Source organism: Myxococcus sp. AB036A (assembly GCF_006547355.1).
Taxonomy (GTDB): Bacteria; Myxococcota; Myxococcia; order Myxococcales; family Myxococcaceae; genus Myxococcus; species Myxococcus virescens.
The window spans coordinates 56,327-79,176 of record NZ_VHLC01000026.1 but is presented as its reverse complement, the minus strand read 5'-3'; the positions used below and the strand labels follow the sequence as shown (position 1 = coordinate 79,176).

Below are 22,850 nucleotides of genomic sequence, written 5' to 3'. Positions count from 1 at the left end.
GATGCCCTGGGGGCCGGGGTGGTCCGAAGAACGGGGGCAGATCACCCCAAGGGGGCTCAAGCGACCTGTCCACCGGACGAGCGCATCACTCATGCGTTTCAACGACCGCGACGAAGCTTCGCAGCAAGAAGAGATTGATCATCCGGGTGTCTCCACAAAGGGCTCTCGGCCGAACTATTCAGAACCCCACTGGTAATCATTCCGGCATTTCGCTTCCGCATGGGATGGCCGGGGATTAGAGCACCTCGTCAGGAGGTGAAGTCGTGCACCTGGCGAACATTTGGAGGGTGATGCTCATGACGCTGTTCACGATGGCCTGCTCAGCTTCTGCGGGAGCCGGGGACGGCGGCGCTCCCGTGCCGCCCGAGGCCCTCTTGCGGGCTGCAGAGAAGGGCGATGCGGCGATGGTCTCCGAGCTGCTGCGCCAGGGGGCGGCCGTAGACGCCCGGGACTCTGCGGGCAACACGTCGCTCTTGTTGGCGACTGACGGGAACCACGTGGCTGCCGCCCGCGCCCTCATCGAGGCAGGAGCGAATGTGAACCTCCAGAACCGCCAGCTCGACAGCGCCTACCTCCTGGCTGGAGCGCGGGGGTACCTGGAGATCCTGCGCCTGACCTTGAAGAACGGCGCCGACCTGAAGAGCACCAACCGCTACCGCGGCACTGCGCTCATTCCGGCCTGTGAACGCGGCCACGTGGAGGTCGTGAAGACGTTGCTGCAAGCCGGCGTCGATCCGAACCACGTCAACCGCCTGGGCTGGACTGGACTGCTCGAGGCGATCCTGCTCAGCGACGGCGGGCCACGTCACCAGGAGATCGTTCGTCTCCTGATTGATGGAGGCGCCGACGTCAACCTGGCGGACGGAAACGGCGTCACGCCGCTCCAGCACGCCCGCGAGCGCAAACAAGACGCGATTGCCAAAATGCTCGTAGCCGCCGGAGGTCGCTGATGGAGCCGTCCGCCGAAGAATTCATGCGCGAGGCCATCGCCCTGGCTCGCACCAACGTCAAGTCCGGTGGCCGTCCCTTCGGGGCCTTGCTCGTGCGCGACGGTCGGGTAATTGCGCGCGCGGTCAACGAGGTCAATCAGACGAAGGATCCCACCGCCCACGCCGAGCTTCTGGCCATTCGCAAAGCGAGCCAGAGCCTCGGGAGCGCCAGCCTGAGCGGCTGCGTCGTCTATGCCAGTGGTCATCCCTGCCCGATGTGTCTGGCCGCCATGTACCTGTGCGGAATCCAGGGCGCCTATTTCGCTTACTCCAACGAGGAGGGCGAAGCCTTCGGCCTCTCCACAGCGCCGATCTACGCGCAATTGACCCGCGAGCCCCAAGCCCAGTCCCTCGCCTTGCGGCCTCTGCGCCCGGCGGACGAGCACGGACTGTACGACGAGTGGAAGCGCCATCAGGGATGACCGATAAGGAGCTACGGATGCGTCAGTCAGTCGACTCCTCTCGTACGTCCACCCCAGTCGAGCTGGTGAACGTAACCCTTCCTGACGGCCGCCGCGTGGACGTCCTCCTCCGCGATGGCCGCATCGCATCGATCGACGAACATCGACCGGACACGGGCAAGAGCGCTCACCGCGAAGCGACATCCATTCAACTCGATGGCGCATTGCTGCTCCCTGCGCTGGTGGACGGCCACTGCCATCTCGACAAGACCTTCTTCGGAGCGCCGTGGCAGCCGCACCGCGCGGCGGGCTCAATCCGGCAGCGGACCGTGGACGAGCGCGCTCTGCGCAACGAAGTCGGCGTTTCGGTCGCGCAGCGAGCCACGGCCCTCGCCAACCGCATGGTGTCCCTCGGCACCGGTCACATCCGCTCCCATGTCGACATCGACCCGGTTGAAAAGCTCGATGGCTTGCACGCCCTCGTCGAGGTGCGTGAAGCTTTTCGGGATCGGCTCGGTATCCAGCTGGTCGCGTTCCCGCAAAGCGGCATCGTCACCGCGAAAGGGGTCGCCGACCTGCTCGACGCGGCGCTCTCGGAGGGCGCCGACGTGATCGGCGGACTCGACCCTGCCGGTTTCGACGGCGACGTCGCCGGTCAGCTCGACATTGTCTTCGGGCTCGCCGACCGGCACGGCTCGGGGATTGATATCCACCTTCACGACGGCGGCGAGGTCGGCACCCAACAACTACGCGCCATTGCCGAACGCACGAAGGCGTTGGGGCTCAGCGGCAAGGTCGCGGTCAGCCATGCTTACGCGCTCGGGCAGATCGACGAGCACGAGCTCGCACGAACGGCCGCCGCTCTCGGCGCAGCCGGGGTCGCCATCATGACGAACGGCCCCAGCCGCTCGATGCCACCGCTGCGGGCTCTACGCGAGCATGGCGTCCGAGTGTTCGCCGGCTCCGACAACATCCGAGACGCCTGGTGGCCGTATGGAACCGCGGACATGCTCGAACGAGCGACCATCATCGGGCTCCAAGCCGAGTTGATGTCCGACGACGACCTGGAGTACGCGTCTTCGCTCGTTACCGACTCCGCAGCGGAGGTGCTCGGAATCACCGATTACGGACTGCATCCCGGCTGCCGCGCAGACCTGGTCGTGATTGCAGCAAGCAGCGTCCCCGAGGCCGTCGCCGCCCACCCTGAGCGCCTGCTCGTGGTGCACGGCGGGCGTGTCGTGGGCCCAGTGTCGGGCGATGGTCGCGCTCGTTGGGGATGAACCGGGTCGCAGGTCGAGCCCTTTTCCTAGTGCTGGTGCTGGGCGTCAACACCGGCTTCATCGCCGCGGGCAGTGGCCGCGGCGGCCTGAAGATGGGCTTCGAGCTCTTGGTCGTCACCTACCTCGCCTTCATCTACCCGGCCCTCAAGGCCAGCAGCGTGGAGCCAGTCGAAGGCCTCAAGGCGGAGGAGTCTGGACCGAAAGGGCCGCCGTCGTGGCAGCGCGCAGCCCTCGAAGCGGCTGGCGGCTCGGCTCAATCGAAGTCGGTCGGAAGCGCGGCGTCGCGTGCGTGCGTGAACATGCGCCGGACCTGACTGGGAAGCACCCGGGCGAGAGAGATGTCATCGGGCAGCTCGTCTTCGCGGAACCATCCCACCTCCGACGTTTCCACGCTCGTCGCCGCCGTTCCCCCCACCAACTCGCAGATAAAGAAGAATTTGCAGCACGAGAATACCGCAGGCGGGTGCCCCTGACGGTTGCGATCCCAGACAGCCGCGAGCTTGCGCACACGCACTTCGAATCCGCTCTCCTCCCGTACTTCTTTGATGACGTTCTCCGCTGGCGTCAGGTTCACATCAGCCCAGCCGCCGGGCAGCGTCCAGGCCCCGCCATCGGAAATCTCCCGCACCATGAGCACTCGGCCTTGTTCGTCGAACACCGCTCCGCGGACATCGACTTTCGGAGTGGCGTATCCGCTTTCACCTTCGAATAGAGACTCAATTCGCTCGGCAGGCGCGGTGGTATGTTCCGCCATGATTTGGGATGCGAGCGCGCGCAGCATTTCGTAGCGCTGGCGGTCATAAGGGTCGCGCGCGAATGTGAGCCCTGTCTGGGCGATTGCTTGGAGTTCCCGCGTCCAGTTCAGCCAGTTCGGCTCCGTCATGATGGCGGAAGTATAGGAGGTCGTCGCTCCCAGTCAGCATGGACGAGGCGTGGCGACGCTGGGCGGCGACTCGAGCGTCCCCAGGCTCGCGACGGCTGCGGACGGGAGCATCACTCGGGCGGCCCCTCGGCACCCTCCCTCCCCCTCAACAGGGCCCCCATCCTTCTGGGGATGCCTCACAGCGCCAAGGCCACCCCTTGCAGCGCGTCCAGGCGAGTGTGCGAGGCCCGCGCGCGGCCATCGCGTTCCTGTGCCGGCGAAGCGCAGTCGGAACTGCCAAGGGCACCGCCAGCTTTGAGGCTCGGGGACATACACTCCGCCCGCCGCAACTCCGAGGCCTGGAGGAAGCGGCGCAGGCGAGCGACAGGCCGAGCTGGGGGCCTTGCCCCAGCTCGCCGACAATCCGCGCCCGGGGCCTAGGAAGCTCACGCTTCCCGCGACGCGGGGACACGACGCGCTCCCACTGGCGACAACGGCGCGCTGCCGTAGGCCTTCAGCGACTCGAGGGGGCCACGGGGAAGACGAGGTCGTCGTGGTCTGTCCAATCTCCCGGGGCGCAGCTGACCGGGGTGGGATGGGTGCCGAGGATGCCGCGAATCGCCTGGAGCCCTCCCTCTGGAAGCGTGAAGGTGGTGGATAGCTCCTGCGCCCCTGTCACTTCGAGCGGGAGCCGGGCGACATGCGTCCATTGGGGGCTGCGCGCGTCGGGCGCGTGGAAGAGGTCCACCGCTTCCAGGAAGGGCACGAAGCCGAAGGCGGTCGCGGTGAGTTTCACCGGCTTGCCGGCGGTGAGAGGGCCGCCGTCCTGGCTGGAGACGCGCAGCCCCTCCAGCGTCGCGGTGATGAGGTAGGTGCCAGCGTCGCCATCCGCACAGCTCGCACCGAGCGTGTTGGGCGCATGGCGCTCTGGCCCCACGGTGCCCATGCCGCGCACGAGCACGCCGGTGTCGCACGCGGACGCGAGGGTGGTGCAGCGGGGCGCCTGGAGCGTCGAATCGAAGTCGGCGATGTCGGGGTTGCGCACCGTCACCGTCATGGGCGCGGCGCGCCAGGACTTGAGCGCGGTGTCGTAGGCGCGGACCTCCAGGGTGGCCGGGCCGTTGAGCTCTTCCCGGGTGTCCCAGTCGAACTCGAAGGGGTGGGTGTCGTCACTGGCGCGCAGGAGGCCGTTGACCCAGAGGTCCACGCGCCGGACCGCCGCATCGTCCCAGGCGAGCACCCGCACACGTGAGGTGGCGCGCACGGTGCTCCAGGGGAAGGGCGTTACGACGTGTGCCCAGGGGCGGTGGAGGTCCCCCGTCGAGCGGCGGAAGCCAGCCTGGAGCAGCAGGTCGGGGGAGCCCGGCCCGGCGTTCTTCACGCGGCCCGAGATGGCGGCGCCCGCGAGCGCGTCCATCACCTGGGCCGGGGTGGCGGTGGGGTGGATCTCCAAGTAGAGCGCGGCGGCGCCGGCGACGTGAGGGGTGGCCATGGAGGTACCGGAGAAGACCTCGCTTGCCGTGTCGTCGGCGATGCCGGCGGAGCGAATGTCCTCGCCCGGCGCGTACAGGTCGACGCAGGGGCCGTGATTCGAGAATGACGCGCGGGAGTCCTCCACGTTGGTGGCGCCCACGGTGAGGGCTTCCGCCGCGCGACCAGGAGACTCGTCGCACGCGCTGACGCCGAAGTTGCCCGCGGCCACCACGGCGGTGACGCCGGCGGCCACGACGTTGCGGACCGCCTGGTCCAGCGCCTCCGAGACCTCCAGCCCGATGCTCAGGTTGGCGACCGCGGGGGACTGGTGATGGGCGGCGACCCAGTCGATGCCGGCGATGATGCCCGACAGGGGGCCTTCTCCGTCACAGTTCAGGATGCGCACGGGATGCAGCGTCACGGCCCGGGCCACGCCCCAGGTCGTGCCACCGAGGATGCCCGCGACGTGGGTGCCGTGCCCGTCGCAGTCCTCCGCGCCAGCGTCGGGGTCCACCGCGTCGAAGCCCTCGCCCAGGCGTCCCTGGAACTCGGCATGCGTGGAGCGGATGCCCGTGTCGAGCACGTACGCGTGGACACCCGCGCCGCTCAGCGCCGGGCGATAGAGGCCATCCAGGGGCAGGTCCTCCTGGTCCACGCGGTCCAGGCCCCACGCCACCGTCTCCGCCGTGGCGAGCGGGCGCACCCATGCATCCTGCTCGATGAAGGCCACGCGCTCGTCGGCGCGCAGCGCCTCCAAGCGCGCGTCGTCCAGCTCCGCCGAGAAGCCCTGGAGGGCATGCTCATAGGTGTGGAGCACCTTCGCGCCATGCGTCTTGGCGAGGTTCGACACGTGCTCCCGCGTCTTCTGGGGCCCCAGGGATGCGGAGCGGGCCTCCGGGCGGAGCACGACGATGTATCGGTTCGCAATGGGGCGCTGGCGCGGGGCCGCATGAGCGAGTGGAGCGGGCGGTTCGGTGCAACCGGTAGTGATGGTGAGCAGACACAGAAGCGGGACGAGATGGAGTTTCCACATGGGGCGTGGGCCTGAGGTGGGACGCCTCTCGCGGAGGCGTCATGCCTGTGCGAGGGCGGCGTCATGGTGCGCACGCTTGGACGCCACGGGTGTCGGGATTGATCAATCCGGAGGGCCACTTTCCTCAGGTCTCTGAGCATTCCCGTGAGAAACACCGCCGTTCCCCCATCGTTCGACGGGTGCACGAACTCTTGAGCAGATGCAGCCAGTTGTTCAAGGACCTCCCAGTCCCGCTCGTCGAGAACACGAAGTTCGGGCCGTGCCGCGTGCGGTGACCGAACTCATGAATGGGCGAGGGTGCCTGTGGTTTACGCCAGCGGTGGCGCTTCAATCAGAGGCGACGACCGAGGACGCGCTCGTGGCCGAAATCGTAGCGCTCAGCGAGCCGATTTGGTGATTCAGCCCGGCATCGACGCGCGCGACGAAAGGAGCATGGGCCGTCAGCAGCGCGGGGGAGCCCTCACGCTTTGGTCGCCCCCCAGCCTCGGAAGAGGGGCGGCCCGTCCGGACTGTCACGGCGAGGCGGCGGTCCCGAAGCCCGCCTCAATCACAGTAGTACGTCGGCGCCAGCTCCAGGATGCACTGCTCGGCGATGGGGGAGAGCGCGCGCAGGCGTGAGAGGAAGAGGGGCGCCTTCATCCCCATTCCGATGAAGCCCCAGACATACGAACGCTCCTGGGACTCGGCGAGGTGCTTGTGTTCCTCCGGGGTGAACGTGCGCCCCACCGCCTTCTCCAGCGTCTGGAGATCCAGCGCGAGTTGGGCGTTCAACGTCCCCCGCAGTGCCTGGAGCAGCTCCGCGTACTCCGTGAGGGCTTCGTCCAACTTGTCGGGTTCCCGGGAGAGGATCTTCTGCGCCTCCAGGAAGTCCAGCCGGGTGTGCTGCGCCTCTTCGAGCCAGTGGTGCTTGAGCAGGTTGCAGAACAGCGGATCCAGCGCCTCGGCATTGTTTCCGCGGACCGTTTCCAGATAGTGCTGCTGCGTCATCAGCTCCAGGTGCAGGTTGAAGATGAGCACCCCCAGATTCGACTTCGCCATGATGGCCCGTGCCACCTCGACGTGGTTGTCGAGCAGGGCAGGGACGACCTTGAACCCCCGGGCGAACGCGCCGGTGAAGCGCGCGAAGAGCTGCTGGTGCTTCAGCTCCTCTTCCGTGAAGCGCAGGAGCGCGCGCATGTGCGTCGCGTTCCCGTGCAACTCGAGGCTGGCGCGCTGGGCGGCCAGGGCCACGGCGTACTCCTCCAGGAACAGGAACAGGTGCGCATAGCTGTTGGAGCGGATGTGATTCAGCATCAGCCGCTCCTCCGCGTTCAGGAAGGGAATGGCTTCCGCGCCCGTCAGCGCATCCGAAAGGAACCGGTGGCTGAAATCCAGGACGGTGTCCTTGGGCAATAGGTCATCAAGACGCCAGGAGACTTTCTCTGAGCTCTGGATGCAGGATTGATATTCCGGAGTTTGATTTAGCATTTGTAAATGAAATGAATCTTCCTGTGGGAAGTCAAGTACTGGCGGTGTGATAGGATTTGCCGCGAGGAGTCGGTTTCAGTTGAATGCCTTTCGGGCCAGGGGCATGGAGTGGCGGCGCCGAGCCCCCGTTCTTGCGCTGCTCCTACTCTTGGACCCAGTGTGGGCGGTTGTTCACGATGTGCGGGAGGTGCTCCATGGTCTGTCCCCACCACTCCAGTGTGGGCCGATGGCCCAAGGAAACTTCCTGGGCCAGCGCGAGCGGAGCGACGTACGTGTAGTTGTACTGGTACTCGGACGTGGACGGCTCGCCGCGAGACATTGCAACGCCAGTGCCAGTCGTTTCCATGCGGAGGCATGCCTGCTCCCCGGGGGGGGCGGTCTCCACGCCCCGGCAGGCGCGTCGCACGGGGGGCCTTGTCAGGGTGAAGTCGTCCGTGGACCGCGGAGGCTGTCGCGCTGGTCCATGACGGAGAGCGGGAGGGCCTCGAAAGGGGAACGTCGGTGAGCGGACCGCTCGTTTCCGGGCGGGTCTCGCGAAGTGTGGACCCTGTGGCTCCGGCATTTGCCAGGAGCGCCGAGCCGCGTTGCGGCTGTGTCGCGCCCACCCGGAACCGGGACCGGGTCGGAGGGCAAGGAAATCGACGCATGGGCACGCTGGCGCTCATGCCGTCATCCATGCCCACCTTGCCCGTGCCGCGCAGGCCCTCGGCGATTCGCGGCCACGCGCAGCAGGCATCGCTCGGACAGGCGCGTGCGTTTCATGGGCGCCTTTGACGCGTCATGGACGTGCCGTTGACACGTCAAGCCACGTCCTCGTGGCCTCCCAGGTGCGAAAACGCGGCGGTTGCCCTTTGGAACGGCGTTTGCTGAGGCGCGAACATTTCCCCTCCTGGAGAAACGATGTTCAAGCGAAGGCGTTCGCAGCGTCCCTGGATGAGTCGCTGTCCCCCCCTGGGACTGGCGATGGTCGTCACTTTCCTGTTGGCAGGTGCGTGCGGCGACACGACCCCCGAGGATGACAACCCGGACACGTTTACGGCGAAGAGTCCTCATGAGGACCTCGACAGCCTCGTGTGGGAGCCCCAGTTCGAGCCCGACTACAACAACCTTCAACCCCAGCCCTGGGTGGAGGTCGTCACGGAGGCGCAGGCGCGCAACGTCGTCGTCCGGCCGGACACGCTCATCTTCCCGAAGGCGGACCACCCCGAGGTGCTGCTCTGGGAAGAAGGGAAGGTGGTGGTGGCGGCGCCGAGCGATGGCCCGGGAGCGAATCCTCTCGGCTTCGCTCGCCGGGTCGTCTCCGTTACCGAGGTGGATGACACCCTCGTCGTCGAGACGGAAGCCGTGGCTCTCCAGGACATCGTCACGGGGGAGATGCAGTTCACGTTCGACTACTCGGAAGTGCAGACCGTCGACATCTCGAAGCTCGACCTCGAGTGGGCCGCCAGGCACCTGTATGTCGACGCGAACGTCATGTCGCCCACGGCGGAGGGAAATCCCGACGACGAGCCTCTGCCCGAAGCCGAGGAGGAAGGGGACGCGGCGCTCCCCGGAGACCCCTTCCTGGGCTCTATCTGGAACGCGATCACCGCGGTGGGAGATGCACTGGGCGGCGCGGCCAAGGCGGTGGCTGCCGCGGCGGTGGATGTCTGGAAGGCGGTGACGGTCGAGGGGATCACCACGGGCGTGGAGATCAAACCCGAAATCAAGAACAACTACTCGAGCGCCTTGTTCAAGCTCGAGTATGAGAAGAGCTTCAACGAGGCGGGGAAGACCCCAATCAAGCTCTCGCTGAAGGGTACGGGGAAGTCGTCGGTGGACTATTCCTTCAACCCGGGTGTGCAGGTGGGTGTGAAGGTGCCTCCCATCCTGGGAGGGAACCAATCGACCTCCATGTGGTTGAACGTGGATAGCAAGTCCAGGCTCAAGCTCGATGTCGAGGCCATCCTGAACGCCAAGATTGAATCCGCGGACGGTCTGACGGGCAAGAAGCTCCAGGACAAGCTCGCGGAGAGAACGAAGTTCGCTGAGGACGTCCTCGCCCAAGCGAAAAAGAAGTATCTGGGCCATCCGGACATGCGGCCCGCGGGTGGATGGAAGCGCACCATCCTCCTCACGAAGCCGGCGGTGCAGACCATCTTCGCCGGGCCCGTGCCGGTCGTCCTGACCCAGACCCTCCAGGTTGATCTTGAGTGTGGATTCGAGGCGAAGGCGGGAGTCAAGGCGAACGTGAATTTCGAGCACAACACCAGCTTCAAGTTCGCGGCGCGTTATGAGAACGGAGAGGTGACGACGACGCCGGCCCAGTTTGAGAAGAAGAAGAACACCGACATCACGGTGACTGGTGAAGGCAGCCTCGTGGTTGTCTGCGGGCTCATTCCCCGCATCAACGTGTACGTGTACGACGCTCTCGGAATGAACGCAGGAGTCCGCGCGTCGCTGGTGGCCACTGCGAAGTACGCGTCGCGCTGTGAGGCGAAGAAGCCCAAGGCGGACATCACACTGGGGCTCGATGGCAACCTGGGTGTCCAGGTGGGAGGCAGGCTTCAACCCCCAGGAGCCAGCTTCATGAACCCTGACGGGAAGGGGCTCGGCTGGGACATTGGCCCCATCGAAATCTACAACCATCAGTTCAAGCTCTTGGAGCAGAAGTTCAGCCTGAACGACGGCCTGGGCTATTGCTCGAACACATGTGGCAATGGGGTACGGGACGGGAGTGAGACGGGCCTGGACTGTGGCGGCGGCGCCTGCAGCGCTTGCGCGGAGGGGAAGAAGTGCTTGGTCAACTCGGACTGCGCGCTCGGGTATTGCAACGCGGGCAAGTGCTCGGCGGCGAACCACTGCGCCAATGGTGTCGTGGACGGAGACGAAACGGGCATCGACTGCGGCGGTTCGAAGTGCAAGCCCTGCGGGAACAAGCAGGGCTGCATCCGCCCCGAGGATTGCGCATCCGGGTACTGCAAGAAGGAGGAGAAGGGCGGAGTCGATTTTGGAACGTGCGTACAGAACCACTGCAACACGGGTGTCAAGGACGCCGACGAGAGCGGAATCGACTGCGGTGGAAATGACTGCGCGAAGTGCAAGGTGAAAGCGCGATGCGCGGTGGCGGGGGACTGCGAGTCCGAGGTAAGCGACGGCACCTTCTGTGTCCCGACTCGCTGCAAGGACCGCATGAAATCCGGCGACGAGACGGACGTGGATTGCGGCGGCTCCATCTGTGCACGTTGCGGGAGCGGCAAGAAGTGCAAGCAGAACTCCGACTGTGTGCTGCAGCAGGATGGGTTCCAGATGTACTGTGCTTCAATCCCCGTCATCGGTCCGGTCTGCTTTGGCGCGCAGTGCAATAACGGTGAGAAGAACTGGGATGAGAGCGACGTGGACTGCGGGGGACCCTGCGCTCCATGCCCTCGCGGAAAGGTGTGTCTCCAGCAGAGCGACTGCGCCGCGGGTCTGGAGTGTGATACGTCGACCAGTCCCCACCGCTGTGTGTCGTTCCTCTGCGATGCGGGCCAGTACCTCTCCAATGGTGTCTGTGTCGACGTGGGCATCGGGTATTGGTCTCCCGCGAACTCCAATGCTCGTAACGCCTGCACGAACGCACCTGCGAACGCGGTGTATACGAGTCCGACGGCTGCTCAGGCCAACTGCCCCTGGACCTGCAAGCCCGGGTATCTGCGCGACGCCACGGGGACGAAGTGCGAAAAGAACGACACCGTCCAGGTCCTTACGTGCGGGGACGACGAGGTGGCGGTCGGAATCCACGGGCGGGAAGGCGCCTGGTTGGACGCGCTCGGGATGCGCTGTGCCCGCTTCGACTCCGGAAGGATCATCGGTGCCGCCACGAGCGCCCCCGCGATTGGGGGCACGAATGGTGATTCCTTCACCCTGGACTGCGCAGCCGGTGAAGTTGTCCAGAAGGTCACCGGAATCAACGGTTGGGCCAGTGGAGCGCCCAATCAGACGTGGTGCAGTGCGCAAAACCTGTCGACGATTGTGCTGTCGTGCCGGAATCTCCAGACGGGGACGCTCACCGTGATGCCCAGGGTGGGCGGAAAGAACGATGGCTGCACGGTGGGCAACCTGCCCGAGTACTCCTTCGGCTGTGGCGCAAATGGCTATCTCCGCGGGCTCGTGGTGGATAGCGCGAATACGTCCATGTACGTCGGCTACGTGCTCGACAGGAGTTGCCGCTAGGCGCTCGGCGACCTTCGTCGCCTCCGCCAAAGCCAGGCTCCCAGGCCGGCGCTCGCGCCTCCCATCCATCCCCAGAAGGAAGATGGGAGGCGGGGCGCTGGCTCGGGCGGGGCGGCTGGCGCGGGAGGGCCACTCTCGAACTCGAGGGAGAGGTGGTCGTACCAGCCATCCAGCTCGCCCGCGTTGGCGAGTTGGAGGAAGACGTCGGAGGCGCCCTCCGTTTCGATGCGTGCGCTTCTCCACGCCCCGGGCAGTGGGACCGTCGTGACGTCCGCGTCGGAGTGGCTTTGGGGACCGTCATGGCGCCACTGAAGAGGGCGGTGGCGCCTGGCGAGGACCACGGGGTGGAATGGCGTCAGCTCCTGCCCCGGTGGGGGCCGGGGGGCGCCGCTCCTGAAACGCAGGGACATGGCCGTGGTCCCCGGCGGGACACGGGCATGGAACTGGAGGAGGCCGGGCGCCAGTCCCTTCATCCGCAGGGAGCGCCCGCCAGGAGCCACGAAGGCTCCAGCGCTCCCTCCAAGGCTTTGCCCCGGCTCCAGCTCCAGCACGCGCGGGCAGGCGGGAAGGAGGCCCCGGCGGGAGAACGTCTCCTGGGCGGAGCGGGCGAGCTCGGGGGCCTCTCGGGTGAGCGTGGTGACAAGTGCTTCCAGGAAGCGCTCCAGGGACAGCGCGGAGGCCGGCTGGACGGTCTGGAGCGTGGTGAGCACCGCGCGGTCCAGTACCCCACGCTGGGACGGGCTCGCGGGCTCACGGAGGGCCCAGAGCGCGGAGGACAGGAGCAGGGCGTCGGTGTGGCGCTGTCCCACGAGTGCCTCGGGGCAGCGGGCCAGCGCGTGGATGTTGCGCGAGCGCCAGGGTTCGGCAGCCCGCACGGCGTATTCTCCGAGGAAGGGGTCTCCCGAGATGGCGGCGGCGAAGTAGTCCGCGAGCCCCTCATCGATGGCGCCAGGCGAGCCGTCGGCGCCGAATGTGTCGAGCCGCCAGGCGCTCCGTGGCAGGAAGGGCTCCAGGAGCGCATGGGTCACCTCATGCGCGATGGTGTCGCCGTCATAGGCGAGGTTCACCCCGGGGCCCCGTCCGAACCAGATGGTGTCGTGCGCGCGCGCATCCCCCTCGGCGGCGGGCACGAAGAGCGCATCGCCCCACGGGAGGAGGACCTTTCCGTCCCGTGAGGGCATCCGCACGTCCGCCACGAGCCGGAGCGGCGGCTTCTCGTCAGGCCAGGGGCGCTCCCACCCGAGGGAACGGAAGTAGTTCAAGGTCGCTGCCGCGTGGAAGAAGAGCGAGGCCTCCGCGAAGGCATCCGGAGAGGACCCGTCCACGTCCTGGCGGGGCGGTGTGGCGAAGAGGCCGCGCGCATCAGGCCGGGCGGTCGACTGGAGAGAGCAGACGCGCTCAGGAAGAAAGCGCGCGTCCTCCGGTGGAAGCGGATGGGCTTCGGGGACGACACAGGACAGTGCCTCGAACCATGGATGCGCCAGTCGTCTCCCCGAGGGAGGAAGCGGGAGCTCCTGCTCGCTGGGAACAGGGGTCCGGACGGGATTCTGGGCGAACACGAGCGCACGAGGTGTGGGCGCAGCCGGGGGCGTGGCCGCCAGCGCGCGCGTCGTCACCAGAACGATGCCGAGCGCACGGAGAGGAGCGGTCGTGAAGGCCATGTTGGATTGGCTCCCCTCGGTTTGGACGGCTCAGGCGCGGGAACTCGCGACACGGACCTCGCGGGGTGTATCGCACCGGATTGCTGAGGCACCAGGTTTGTCGTCGTCAGTCCCGAGTACCGGCCCTCGGGGTGCGGGCAATTCAGGAGCACCTGGGCATGCCCACGGGATGTGCGAGGTGGGCTCCGGCACGAGGGCCACCCCAGGCCACGGGGTGTTGAGGCTCAAGAGGCGCCAAGAGGTCCAGTCCCCTGTTACGCACCTGAAGGGAGCGCGGTCTGGGCAGGCGTCTACCCCAAGGGGGGGCTGGGTCCGGACAAGGTCCTCTGAAATTTCGCCGATAATGCGGCGCGTCGCAGGCGGCCCCCGGAGCGGAAGAACACAGTTGTTCCGCTGACTTGCGAGGCCCGCCGATAATCTTCACGGGTCGATGTCGAGACCTCGCGCGTGGCTCCGACATCCCAATGAACGCGCACCCAATGCCGGGGCGCGGAGGCCCAGAGAAGAGAGAGCCACCATGAAGATGAAGTACATGCTGATGATGAACACCCCGAGCGGCGGTCCGTACCAGGTGATGAGCTGGCCGAAGAAGGACCTCCAGGCGCACATCGCGTTCATGGCGGGCTTCGCGACGAAGCTCGGGGCGACGGGGGAGCTGGTGGCGGCCGAGGGGCTGGCGGGGCCGGACCAGGCCAGGCGCGTGCGCGCGGGCGCGGACGGCAAGCCCATCACCGATGGCGTGTTCCCGGAGTCGAAGGAGTTCCTCGCGGGCTACTGGATTATCGAGGTGGACAGCCCGGAGCGGGCCTACGCCATCGCCGCGGAGGCCTCGGCGGCGCCTGGGCTCGGCGGCAAGCCGATGAACATGCCCATCGAGGTCCGCCAGGTGATGAGCGGTCCTCCGCCCGACCTGATGTGATGACGGAGTCGAGGGACATTCGCATCGAGCACCTGTTGCGCGAGCACGCGCCGCGGGTGCTCGGCGCGGTCATCCGGCGGTTTCGGGACTTCGGAGCCTCGGAGGACGCGGTGCAGGAAGCGCTGCTCGCGGCGGCCTTGCAGTGGCCTCGCGAGGGCGTGCCGGACGACCCGCGCGCCTGGCTGATTCAGGTCGCCTCGCGGCGAATCACGGACCACGTGCGCGCGGAGACCGCGCGCCGTCACCGTGAGGAGCTGGTGGTCAGCCTGGTGCCGCCGGAGCTCCAGCTCGTGATGTCCCTGGATGGCGACGAGCTGGCGGGCCGGGATGACGCGCTCGTGCTGCTGTTCATGTGCTGTCACCCGGCGCTGTCCACGGCGTCGGCCATCGCGCTGACCTTGCGCGCGGTGGGCGGGTTGACGACGGCGGAAATCGCCAAGGCCTTCCTCGTGCCCGAGGCGACCATGGCCCAGCGCATCAGCCGGGCCAAGCAGAGCATCAAGAGTTCCGGGGTGCCGTTCCAGAAGCCCACGCCGGAGGAGAGCGCGCAGCGGCTGGGCGCGGTGCTGCACGTGCTCTACCTCATCTTCAACGAGGGCTACACGGCCACCTCGGGGCCGGAGTTGCATCGCACGGACCTGTCGGGCGAGGCGATTCGGCTGACGCGGATGTTGCACACGCTGCTGCCGGAGGACGGCGAGGTGGCGGGGCTGTTGGCGCTGATGCTGCTCACGGACGCGCGGAGGGCGGCGAGGACGGGGCCCGCGGGGGAGCTGATTCCGCTCGACGCGCAGGACCGGAGCCTGTGGGACGCGGGGATGATTGCGGAGGGCATCGCGCTCATCTCCGCGACGCTGTCGAGGGGCTCGGTGGGGATGTACCAGGTGCAGGCGGCCATCGCGGCGGTGCATGACGAGGCGTCGCGCGCGGAGGACACGGACTGGCCGCAGGTGCTGGCGCTCTACGGGGTGCTGATGGGGCTGATGGACAACCCGATGGTGGCGCTCAACCACGCCATCGCGACGGCGATGGTGCACGGGCCGCAGGCCGGGCTGTCGCTGCTGGAGGGGCTGGCCAGGGAGGGCCGGCTGGAGGGGAACCACCGGCTCGACGCGGTGCGCGCGCACCTGCTGGAGCGCGCGGGGAAGACGGGCGCGGCGGTGGTCCACTACCGGAAGGCGGCCGAAGGCACCACGAGCCTGCCCGAGCGCGACTACCTGCTGACCCAGGCCGCGCGGCTGAGCGACGAGATGGCGTAGGCCCCCGAGCGCCGCGCGCTCCTTCGCCGTGGCCGACGCCGCGCCGAGCTCGCGCAGCTTCTTCACGGCGTTGTCGTTCTTCGGGTTCAGCTCCTGCGACTTCTTGTCGCGGGAGATGGCTTCGTCCTTCCGGCCGCCGCGTCGCCGAGGCCGGGGACTTCATACAGGGCCACCCACTGAGTGGTGTGCCTGCGCGTGTCCGCTCCAGTGAGCAGGACGACGGCCGAGAGCCCCGTGAGGGGCATGCGGCGCATGGAAGACGCCCTGTGGCACCTGCGCGGCGGGCGACAGAGACCCTATGCGTCTTGCATGAGGTGATTGCCAGGGCCGCCTCCACGCGCACCTTCACGGGCCGGAGGAATGTCAGACACTCGGGATACATCTATTCTGGAATCGAGCATTTACGCCAGGCGATGACAACGATATGGCGTATGTCGATGCAGTCAGCATCCGTGGGATGGGCGCGCACGGCCCAGGTCCGCGTCGAAGCACCGCCGACATCCGGCCCCTGACGCACCGGGGGCTCTGAATGCACGCGAGGACGTGCGACCTCGTCGTGTGGTTGTCTCGCGAACTCCCCTATGACCTCGAAACTCTCCTGGCTGCGATGCGCCCTGGCCGTCCTCGGCCTCTGGGCAGTCGTCCCTGGCTGTAAGAACAGCGAACCTGATGGAAATACACCGCCGGATGCCGCGGGCGAGCCCGATGCGGGCGGACCGGATGGGGGCCACGAGCCCACGCCCGATGGCGGACTTCCGGACGGTGGGACTGGCGATGGTGGGACGCAGACGTCGGATGGCGTGGGCTTCATCGGCTACGTGCTGCCCGCGTCGAACGCGGAAGCCGTCCCACGCAACGCGCGCGTCATCGTGGGGTTCGCCGAGGCGCTCGATGTCACCACCGTGAGCGCGGAGGTCCTCACGGTGTCGGAGAACGGCGTCGCGGTGGCGGGAGCGGTGACGCATGACCCCGCCACGCGCACGCTGACCTTCACGCCGGGGCGTCCCTTCACGGCGGATACGTTGGTGACGGTGGGCGTCTCCACGGCGCTGCGCCTGGTGTCGGGCAAGTCCCTGCCGGCGCCCTACCAATCGGTCTTCACGGTGGGGCTGGAGGCGGACACGTCGCCGCCGGAGGTGCTGGCCACGCGGCCCCGCAGTGGTGAGAGCGGCGTGTCGCCGACCTGGCCGGTGTACACGCTCTCCTTCCAAGAGCCGATGGACCCGCGCACGCTCACCGGTGACACGCTCCGGTTCGAGCAGGTGCTGGGGTCGAACCCCGCGGCGCCGCTCACGGGTGTCATCTCCTACGATGCTCCGAGCCAGTCGGTGTCCTTCCGTGTCAGTCCGCTGCCCGCGCCGGGTGCGCTCGTCACCGGGACACTCTCCACGGGGGCGAAGGACCTGGCGGGCAATGCGCTCACGCAGGCGCACGCGTTCTCGTTCTTTGTGACGGCGTCGAGCGACACCACCGCGCCGCGGGTGGAGGGGACGCTGCCGGAGGCGACGTCGGTGGGGGTGGCCGCGCGCTATGCGCCCATCATCGTCCACTTCAGCGAGCCACTCCGTCCGGAGAGCGTCACGCCGGACCGCGTCTACCTGGAGGAGCTGAACACCGACGGAACGCAGGTGGTCCGCCGGGTTCCGGGCACGCTGCGCTACGACGACGCGAAGCTCCACGCCGCCTTCACGCCGAATGAGCCGCTGAAGTACCAGACGCGCTACCGGGGGCGGGTCAGCGCCGTGGAGGACCTCGCGGGCAACACGCTGGCGCAGTTCGGGGGCTTCCACTTCGTCACGGAGCTGGAGCCCTCTCCGCCGGTGGTGCGTGATGCGACGCCAGCTCCGGACACGCGCTTCGTGCCGCTGGGGAGCCCGCTGCGCGTGAGCTTCGACCGGCCGCTGGACCCGGCCACCGTCAACGCGCGGACGGTGGGCGTCGAGGGCGTCACGGGGCTGGTCAACTACGAGTCCTCCACGAACACGGTGGTGTTCCGGCCCGTGCCGCCCTTCGCGCCCGCCACGAACTACACGGTGACGGTGAAGGACGTGCAGACGCCGCAGGGGGCGGGCCTTGCCTCGCCGCACACGTACACGGTGCGCACGGTGGCTCCCGGAGTGAGGGTGAGCGCGGGGCGTCCCGGTCAGCCGGGGATGCCCGTGTTCGCCACGGGCCCCCGGGGGACGCTGGCCGTGTGGAACGAGGACACGGGGACGGCCATCCAGGTCCGCGCGGCCTTCGACAGCGGCTCGGGCTTCGGGGACTCCGTCCTGGTGGGGGAGGGACGCTCGATGACGCTGGCGCCGCAGGTGTCCGCGTGGGGCGAGCGCTTCGTGGTGGGCTGGTCGGACCGCTCGCTCGCGGGGGGCGCCGTCGCGCTCTTCGATGGGACGGACTTCTCGCCCGTGACGCCCGGCATCAGCGGCCGGCTTTTCGGGGTGGGGAACCATCTCTATGCCGTCAATGGGAAGACCTTCAGGGTCCATGCTGGGACGCAGTGGTCGGAGGTCTTCACGGCGGCGAATCTGGGGTCGCCCGTGTCCCTCCTGCAGAATGGAGACCGGGTGCTGGTGTCGTCGGGGCGGAACACGACGTTGGAGGTCTCGGTCGTGTTCGACGGGGTGCGGTGGCTGGAGTCCATGGTGTCGTCCTCGGTGGACGCGCAGTACATCCGGGTGGGGGACAGCTTCGGGCGGGCGTGGGTGTCCAACCAGGGGGTGGAGTTCGCGCTCTTCAACCGGGACACACGCGAGTGGGGGCTGGGGGAGCTCATCACGTCCGAGCAGATGACGAGCCTGCGCATCGCCTCGGATGGCAGCACCATCACGGCGGTCCTCGGCGATACGGGTGGGCTTTTCGCGGCGGTGCGCGCGAACGGGGCATGGCAGGCCCCATCGCTGGTGGACAACCTGGCGGTTCGCGACATCTGGGCGGTGGTGCCCCACCGAGGCAACTACGTCGCGTTGTGGACCGGCATCAACAGCGCCACGCTGGTGCGCGCCGTCTCGCAGACGGGAGGCTCGTGGAGCTCGACCTCGAAGGCCGTGGTCGCGTCGGGGTTGAGCAGCGTGCTCGACGTGCGGGCGTCGGGGGATGACCTGCTGGTCCTGATGCAGAAGACCCAGCAGTCGTCCACGGCTGAAATCTGGGGCGCGGCGCTCACGTCGCAGGGGTGGCAGCCGAGCGTCCAGCTTCGTGGCCGGGAGGCGACTTCCTCGGTGTTGGTGCCGGTGGGGGCTCGCACGGGTGCGCTCTTCGTGCAGCCGGGGCGGCTCGTGGTGCGCGGCTATCTGGGAGGCGGCCAGTGGGACTCGGGGCTCGAGCTGGTGACGCCGGCGCTCGTCGGCAGCGTGCGGGACGTGGCCGTCCACTTCGAGTCCGACGGCCATGGGGCCGCCGCGTGGGAGCAGTTCGACGCGGGGGCGTGGAGTCTCTTCCTGGCGGAGTTCGACGGGACGGTGTGGATGGAGCCGGTGCGTGTGGGGCCGGCGGGCACGAAGGTCCGCGTGGCGGTGGACGACAACGGGGTGGTGGTGGCGTATCTCCAGCCGTCCACGCAGACGGACCTGATGGACATCTGGGTGGTGTCCTCCGAGGCGGGGGTGGTGGGGGCGCCGCAACTGTTGGACAGCGTGGCGGCCACGGACCCGGACCTGGCGCTGGTGCATGGCCCCAGCGGCTTCATGGCGGTGTGGGGCGAGTGGGAGATTCGCGGAGCGCGGAGCGTGGATGGGGTGGCGTGGCGGGACCTGGCGACCCTCATCCCGAGGGTGTTCCAGGAGGCGCGTTGGTACAACACGCGGCTGGTCACGGTGGGTGAGTCCTTCGCGCTGTCGGCGCAGCGAAACGAGCTCTACCTGAACATGAGCATCCACACCGCGGGCGTGTGGCAGCCCATCGCGGCCCCGGTCATGCCCAGTGACGTCTACGAGTTCGTCGCGGCGGGCAACTCGGTGATGTTGATGGCGCCCTTCGACGACGAGTTCCGCTACATCTTCCACAACGGCATCGCCTGGTCCGGCCAGAACATCGTCAAGTCGCCGGCGGACGGCCAAGGTGTGCTCGCGGCGTCTCCGAGCGGGTTCCGGATGCACACCGACAAGAGCTGGTGGCGGTGGAGCGGGACGGAGTGGCTGAAAGAGGCGACGGATGTCAGCCGTCCCTATTGGGGGGGCAGCCTGCGCTGTGACGCGAAGGGCTGCGCTCTGGCGACGGGAGGCGCGTTCAATATGCCGGTGAACCTGGCGCTGTCCTATGCGCCGGGCACGCGCTCTTTCTGGACGGGGGCCTCGCCCGCGCAGGGAGACTTCCCCGTCCAGGCGGGGAGTGTGACGTGGGACTTCGTGGCGGACACCTACCGCGTCACGTGGCGCCAGCCCGTGCAGCAGGGTGTGCTCGCGCTGCACGCCAGCACGGCCCTGTGAGGGCCTGAGTCCATGAGGAGGGGGCGGTGGATGTGTTCCCGCTCCGTCCTCGTGGCCCGAAGTCCGGGGCCGGGTGCTTCACCTGGGGGCGCCTCGCGGGCCCCGGCGTTGACGTGTCACCAGCCTCCGCAGACGCGTCAACGCGCCCCATCGCAAGCGGACCCATCGGACGCAAAGCAGCGGAATGACTCGAACGACCCGCGAGGCGCAGGTGGCACGCGTCCTGCTCTGGTGACGCACTGCCCCCCTACACCAGACCTTCGCATGGTGCGAAGGCATCAACGAGGACGCTTCACATGTGCACTGATTTTCTGGTCGCGACCGAGGACTCGAGCGCTGTCGTCGTAGGCCGCAGCATGGAGTTCGGCATCGACCTCGGCTCCAAGTTCCGGTTCCACGCCAAGGGGCATACGGTCCAGTCTCCGGGTTCCCTCACTCACCTGCATGGCCTCAAGTGGACGACGAAGTTCGACTACGTCGGCCTCACCGTCACGCTCTATGGCGTCACCGTCATCGGCGATGCGATGAACTCGGAAGGCCTCTCCGCCGGAGCGCTGTGGATGCCCACGTCGACGTATCCCCAGGCCGCCAAGGACCCGTCCCGAGGACTGGCGCCCGAGCTCTTCGTGGAGTGGGCCGTGGGTAACTTCGCCACCGTGGACACGGTGAAGGAGGCCCTGGCGAACGGCGACGCCGAGCTGTGGCACAGCGACTGGATGTCGAGCAAGATTCCGCTCCACTTCGCCCTCCACGACGCCAAGGGCAACACCCTGGTCGTCGAGTTCACCGACCGGCAGATGTTCCTGTACGCGTCGACGGGGCATGACAACTCGCCGCTGAACATGCACAACCCCGTTGCGGTCCTGACCAACCACCCGACCTTCCCGGAGCACCTGGAGAACCTCAAGAACTACGCGAGGCTGTCGTCCCGTGGCGCCACGCCCGTGAAGCTGGGAACCGGCACCTTCGCGCCTCACGGCTGCGGCAGCGGCCTCTTCGGGATTCCCGGCGACTCCACGCCCCCCTCCCGGTTCGTCCGGGCCGTCTACCTCCGTGAGTTCTCCGAGAAGCCCAAGAACGCGGCCGAGGCCCGCTCCCTGGCGCTGCACCTGCTCAACACCGTCGACATCCCCTACGGCACCAGCCGCGACTTGAACGAGGTCACGGGCAAGGACTCTCTCGACTACACCCAGTGGGTCGTCGTGAAGGACCTCACGAACCGCACGTTCGGCGTCCGGACCTACGACAGCCTGGGGCTGCAGACGCTGGACCTGCGCACGGTCGACTTCAAGAAGGCGGATGGCAAGACGCTCGCCCTCTCCCCGGTGGATTCGCAGATCGACGCCAACAAGCAGCTGGCGAGCTGAGTCACTGACTCCCTCTCCGTGGCGCGGGGCCAGGCACCTGGCTGCAAACGGGTACCTGGCCTCGCCGCCGCTCAGTGGATGCGAAGCGGCCCGCGATTTCATTTCGCGTTTGAGAGCGGCACGCAGGTCACGGGGTGGCCTGCGCCGGGGGCGTCTGGGGCACGACGGAGACCTTGCCCTGCTTCTGCTGAAGGGTGTGCGTGCTGCCGGGCGCGAAGCGCTGGAACTCCTCCAGTGTTTCGGGGGTGTAGGTGATGGCGGGCTGGTCGTCGCCGTGGAAGACCACGCTGTACCGCGCGTCGCGCGCGTTTCGTTCCTTCTCGCCCTCGCGCAGGGCCTTGACGGGCCGCAGTTCGGCGTCGGTGGGCCAGCGCGCTTCGAGCGTGGTGCCGTTCGACTTCACATCCCGGTCGTGCATCCAGCGCCACTCCTTCCAGGTGTACCAGGTCGCCTGGCGCGGCACGCTCCGGTAGCGCGGCTCCTGGCGTGAACGCTGCTCGTCCACGTAGCGCGGCTCCTGGCGCTTCTTCGTCACGGAGCAGTACCGGGTGGTGCAGCTCCGATTTCCTCCGGTGCAGGTCGTCTTGCAGGTCGCGAAGCCGTTCCTGTTGCTGGTGCACTGCTCGCTGCACTTCTTGGGCGTCGTGGTGCAGTCCTCGCCGCAAGCCTCCTTGTCGCGGTAGGTCTCCGTGGTGAAGCCCCGCTGGACACGCTCCGTGTAGCGGACGGTCGTGTAGCCGGCGAGCACCTGGTCGTCATGGTGGTGGCGCTTGCCCTGCGCCTTCACCAGGAGGGCGCCTTCTGGCCGGTCCTCCTCGAAGCCCTCGTCATCCACCAGGCGGTAGCGCTCCACGCTCACCGTGTGCTCCCAGGAGACCTCCTTGACCTGGAGCGTCCGCGTCCTCTCCGGCTCCGTCTTGGGCGCTGTCGTGGCCGCCGTCGCGGGGGTGGTCCCCTTCTTGCCGGAGGACATCCACATGGGACAGCAGCAGCCGAAGAACGCGATGATGAAGAGGATGTAGCAGCCCAGGCGCCTGTTGCTCTTCGCCCCCTTCTTCTCGTCTGGCGTGGGGCGCGTGGGCTCGGCGGGAATCGAGCCTTCGAGGGCGGACGCGCCGCAGTGCTTGCAGCCTCCGTCCAGGGCCCGCTGGTCGCTCTCGCAATAGGCGCATCGCCAGTTGGGACCGGCGGTGGCCATCCTCAGCAGGGCCTCGTCGGTCACCGTGACGGCGGACGCGGTGTCCTCCGGCATCTCATACTGCTCGCTGCCGTCCTTGGCGTTCTTGCAGCCCTGGCACACCATGTAGCGGCCGAGGTTGCGGTGGTTGCAACTCGAACAACGCCAGAACATCTCAATGTGCCGCTCAGACATCCTCTGTTTTCCCCCTCGGGTGCGTACCGCCGAGCGGTGCGGCCTATAGCACGGAGCGAGCCGGACGGGCGGCACGGCGAAGCCCGTGCCGCTCCCGCGTCGCTCGGAGTGCGTGGGGTGACAGCCAGGGAGAAGAACTGCGTGCAGAG

General features: G+C 67.7%; 15 protein-coding genes. 9 read left to right on the top strand and 6 right to left on the bottom strand.

Annotated features, from left to right (window positions below; translation table 11 throughout):
* Positions 1–296 precede the first annotated feature (296 nt).
* From FL344_RS13620 to FL344_RS13605, 4 genes are read left to right on the top strand one after another with little or no spacing between them, the layout of a single operon-like run.
* Complete coding sequence (locus FL344_RS13620) at positions 297–950, top strand: ankyrin repeat domain-containing protein (RefSeq protein ID WP_228565018.1); 654 nt, start codon at positions 297–299, stop codon at positions 948–950.
* The gene (locus FL344_RS13615) at positions 950–1,411 is read left to right on the top strand and encodes a nucleoside deaminase (RefSeq protein WP_141594105.1); all 462 of its coding nucleotides are present in this window, start codon (positions 950–952) and stop codon (positions 1,409–1,411) included. Before FL344_RS13620 ends, FL344_RS13615 begins: the two co-directional genes overlap by 1 nt.
* Positions 1,408–2,670 carry an amidohydrolase family protein gene (locus FL344_RS13610; RefSeq protein WP_141618831.1) on the top strand — a complete coding sequence of 421 codons (1,263 nt, stop codon included), beginning with the start codon at positions 1,408–1,410 and terminating at the stop codon, positions 2,668–2,670. The genes FL344_RS13615 and FL344_RS13610 overlap by 4 nt, the downstream gene beginning before the upstream one ends.
* Positions 2,667–2,984 carry a hypothetical protein gene (locus FL344_RS13605; protein WP_141618830.1) on the top strand — a complete coding sequence of 106 codons (318 nt, stop codon included), beginning with the start codon at positions 2,667–2,669 and terminating at the stop codon, positions 2,982–2,984. The genes FL344_RS13610 and FL344_RS13605 overlap by 4 nt, the downstream gene beginning before the upstream one ends.
* Here FL344_RS13605 and FL344_RS13600 read toward each other — a convergent pair.
* From FL344_RS13600 to FL344_RS38505, 4 genes are all read right to left on the bottom strand, one after another.
* Positions 2,924–3,553: an NUDIX hydrolase gene (locus tag FL344_RS13600; protein ID WP_141618829.1), complete on the bottom strand. Its 630-nt coding sequence runs from the start codon at positions 3,551–3,553 to the stop codon at positions 2,924–2,926. The genes FL344_RS13605 and FL344_RS13600 overlap by 61 nt on opposite strands.
* A 493-nt stretch (positions 3,554–4,046) precedes the next feature.
* Positions 4,047–5,912, bottom strand: coding sequence for a S8 family serine peptidase (locus FL344_RS13595; RefSeq protein ID WP_141618828.1), 1,866 nt, complete (start codon positions 5,910–5,912; stop codon positions 4,047–4,049).
* A gap of 669 nt (positions 5,913–6,581) precedes the next feature.
* Positions 6,582–7,505 (bottom strand): hypothetical protein, encoded by a 924-nt coding sequence (locus FL344_RS13590; protein ID WP_141618827.1) that lies wholly within the window; start codon positions 7,503–7,505, stop codon positions 6,582–6,584.
* 142 nt (positions 7,506–7,647) lie between these two features.
* Positions 7,648–7,851, bottom strand: a complete 204-nt coding sequence (locus tag FL344_RS38505; RefSeq protein ID WP_194863098.1) for a hypothetical protein — start codon at positions 7,849–7,851, stop codon at positions 7,648–7,650.
* 587 nt (positions 7,852–8,438) lie between these two features.
* Here FL344_RS38505 and FL344_RS13585 point away from each other — a divergent pair.
* Entirely contained in the window at positions 8,439–11,699 is a 3,261-nt protein-coding gene (locus tag FL344_RS13585) for a hypothetical protein (protein WP_228565015.1), read from the top strand.
* Here the strand turns inward: FL344_RS13585 and FL344_RS13580 are convergent.
* A complete protein-coding gene (locus tag FL344_RS13580; RefSeq protein ID WP_141618825.1) occupies positions 11,696–13,360 on the bottom strand; it encodes a M4 family metallopeptidase in 1,665 nt (554 codons plus the stop codon). The genes FL344_RS13585 and FL344_RS13580 overlap by 4 nt on opposite strands.
* 517 nt (positions 13,361–13,877) lie before the next feature.
* Between FL344_RS13580 and FL344_RS13575 the strand changes: the two genes are divergently transcribed.
* The 4 genes from FL344_RS13575 (at position 13,878) to FL344_RS13560 (ending at position 21,329) form a co-directional block, all read left to right on the top strand.
* The gene (locus tag FL344_RS13575) at positions 13,878–14,279 is read left to right on the top strand and encodes a YciI family protein (protein ID WP_141618824.1); all 402 of its coding nucleotides are present in this window, start codon (positions 13,878–13,880) and stop codon (positions 14,277–14,279) included.
* A complete protein-coding gene (locus FL344_RS13570; protein ID WP_141618823.1) occupies positions 14,279–15,538 on the top strand; it encodes an RNA polymerase sigma factor in 1,260 nt (419 codons plus the stop codon). The genes FL344_RS13575 and FL344_RS13570 overlap by 1 nt, the downstream gene beginning before the upstream one ends.
* Before the next feature lie 581 nt (positions 15,539–16,119).
* Positions 16,120–19,962, top strand: a complete 3,843-nt coding sequence (locus FL344_RS13565; protein WP_141618822.1) for an Ig-like domain-containing protein — start codon at positions 16,120–16,122, stop codon at positions 19,960–19,962.
* Positions 19,963–20,258: 296 nt separating this feature from the next.
* Positions 20,259–21,329, top strand: coding sequence for a linear amide C-N hydrolase (locus FL344_RS13560; protein WP_141618821.1), 1,071 nt, complete (start codon positions 20,259–20,261; stop codon positions 21,327–21,329).
* 127 nt (positions 21,330–21,456) lie between these two features.
* Here FL344_RS13560 and FL344_RS13555 read toward each other — a convergent pair whose 3' ends face one another.
* The gene (locus FL344_RS13555; protein WP_141618820.1) at positions 21,457–22,701 is read right to left on the bottom strand and encodes a hypothetical protein; all 1,245 of its coding nucleotides are present in this window, start codon (positions 22,699–22,701) and stop codon (positions 21,457–21,459) included.
* Positions 22,702–22,850 lie beyond the last annotated feature (149 nt).

Bases quoted from the DNA above. Each gene is read 5' to 3' on its own strand.
- FL344_RS13605 (WP_141618830.1), top strand. From the start codon at position 2,667: ATGAACCGGGTCGCAGGTCGAGCCCTTTTCCTAGTGCTGGTGCTGGGC.
- FL344_RS13615 (WP_141594105.1), top strand. From the start codon at position 950: ATGGAGCCGTCCGCCGAAGAATTCATGCGCGAGGCCATCGCCCTGGCT.
- FL344_RS13575 (WP_141618824.1), top strand. From the start codon at position 13,878: ATGAAGATGAAGTACATGCTGATGATGAACACCCCGAGCGGCGGTCCG.
- FL344_RS13580 (WP_141618825.1), bottom strand. From the start codon at position 13,360: ATGGCCTTCACGACCGCTCCTCTCCGTGCGCTCGGCATCGTTCTGGTG.
- FL344_RS13555 (WP_141618820.1), bottom strand. From the start codon at position 22,701: ATGTCTGAGCGGCACATTGAGATGTTCTGGCGTTGTTCGAGTTGCAAC.
- FL344_RS13565 (WP_141618822.1), top strand. From the start codon at position 16,120: ATGACCTCGAAACTCTCCTGGCTGCGATGCGCCCTGGCCGTCCTCGGC.
- FL344_RS13620 (WP_228565018.1), top strand. From the start codon at position 297: ATGACGCTGTTCACGATGGCCTGCTCAGCTTCTGCGGGAGCCGGGGAC.
- FL344_RS13590 (WP_141618827.1), bottom strand. From the start codon at position 7,505: ATGCTAAATCAAACTCCGGAATATCAATCCTGCATCCAGAGCTCAGAG.
- FL344_RS38505 (WP_194863098.1), bottom strand. From the start codon at position 7,851: ATGGAAACGACTGGCACTGGCGTTGCAATGTCTCGCGGCGAGCCGTCC.
- FL344_RS13585 (WP_228565015.1), top strand. From the start codon at position 8,439: ATGAGTCGCTGTCCCCCCCTGGGACTGGCGATGGTCGTCACTTTCCTG.
- FL344_RS13560 (WP_141618821.1), top strand. From the start codon at position 20,259: ATGTGCACTGATTTTCTGGTCGCGACCGAGGACTCGAGCGCTGTCGTC.
- FL344_RS13600 (WP_141618829.1), bottom strand. From the start codon at position 3,553: ATGACGGAGCCGAACTGGCTGAACTGGACGCGGGAACTCCAAGCAATC.
- FL344_RS13570 (WP_141618823.1), top strand. From the start codon at position 14,279: ATGACGGAGTCGAGGGACATTCGCATCGAGCACCTGTTGCGCGAGCAC.
- FL344_RS13610 (WP_141618831.1), top strand. From the start codon at position 1,408: ATGACCGATAAGGAGCTACGGATGCGTCAGTCAGTCGACTCCTCTCGT.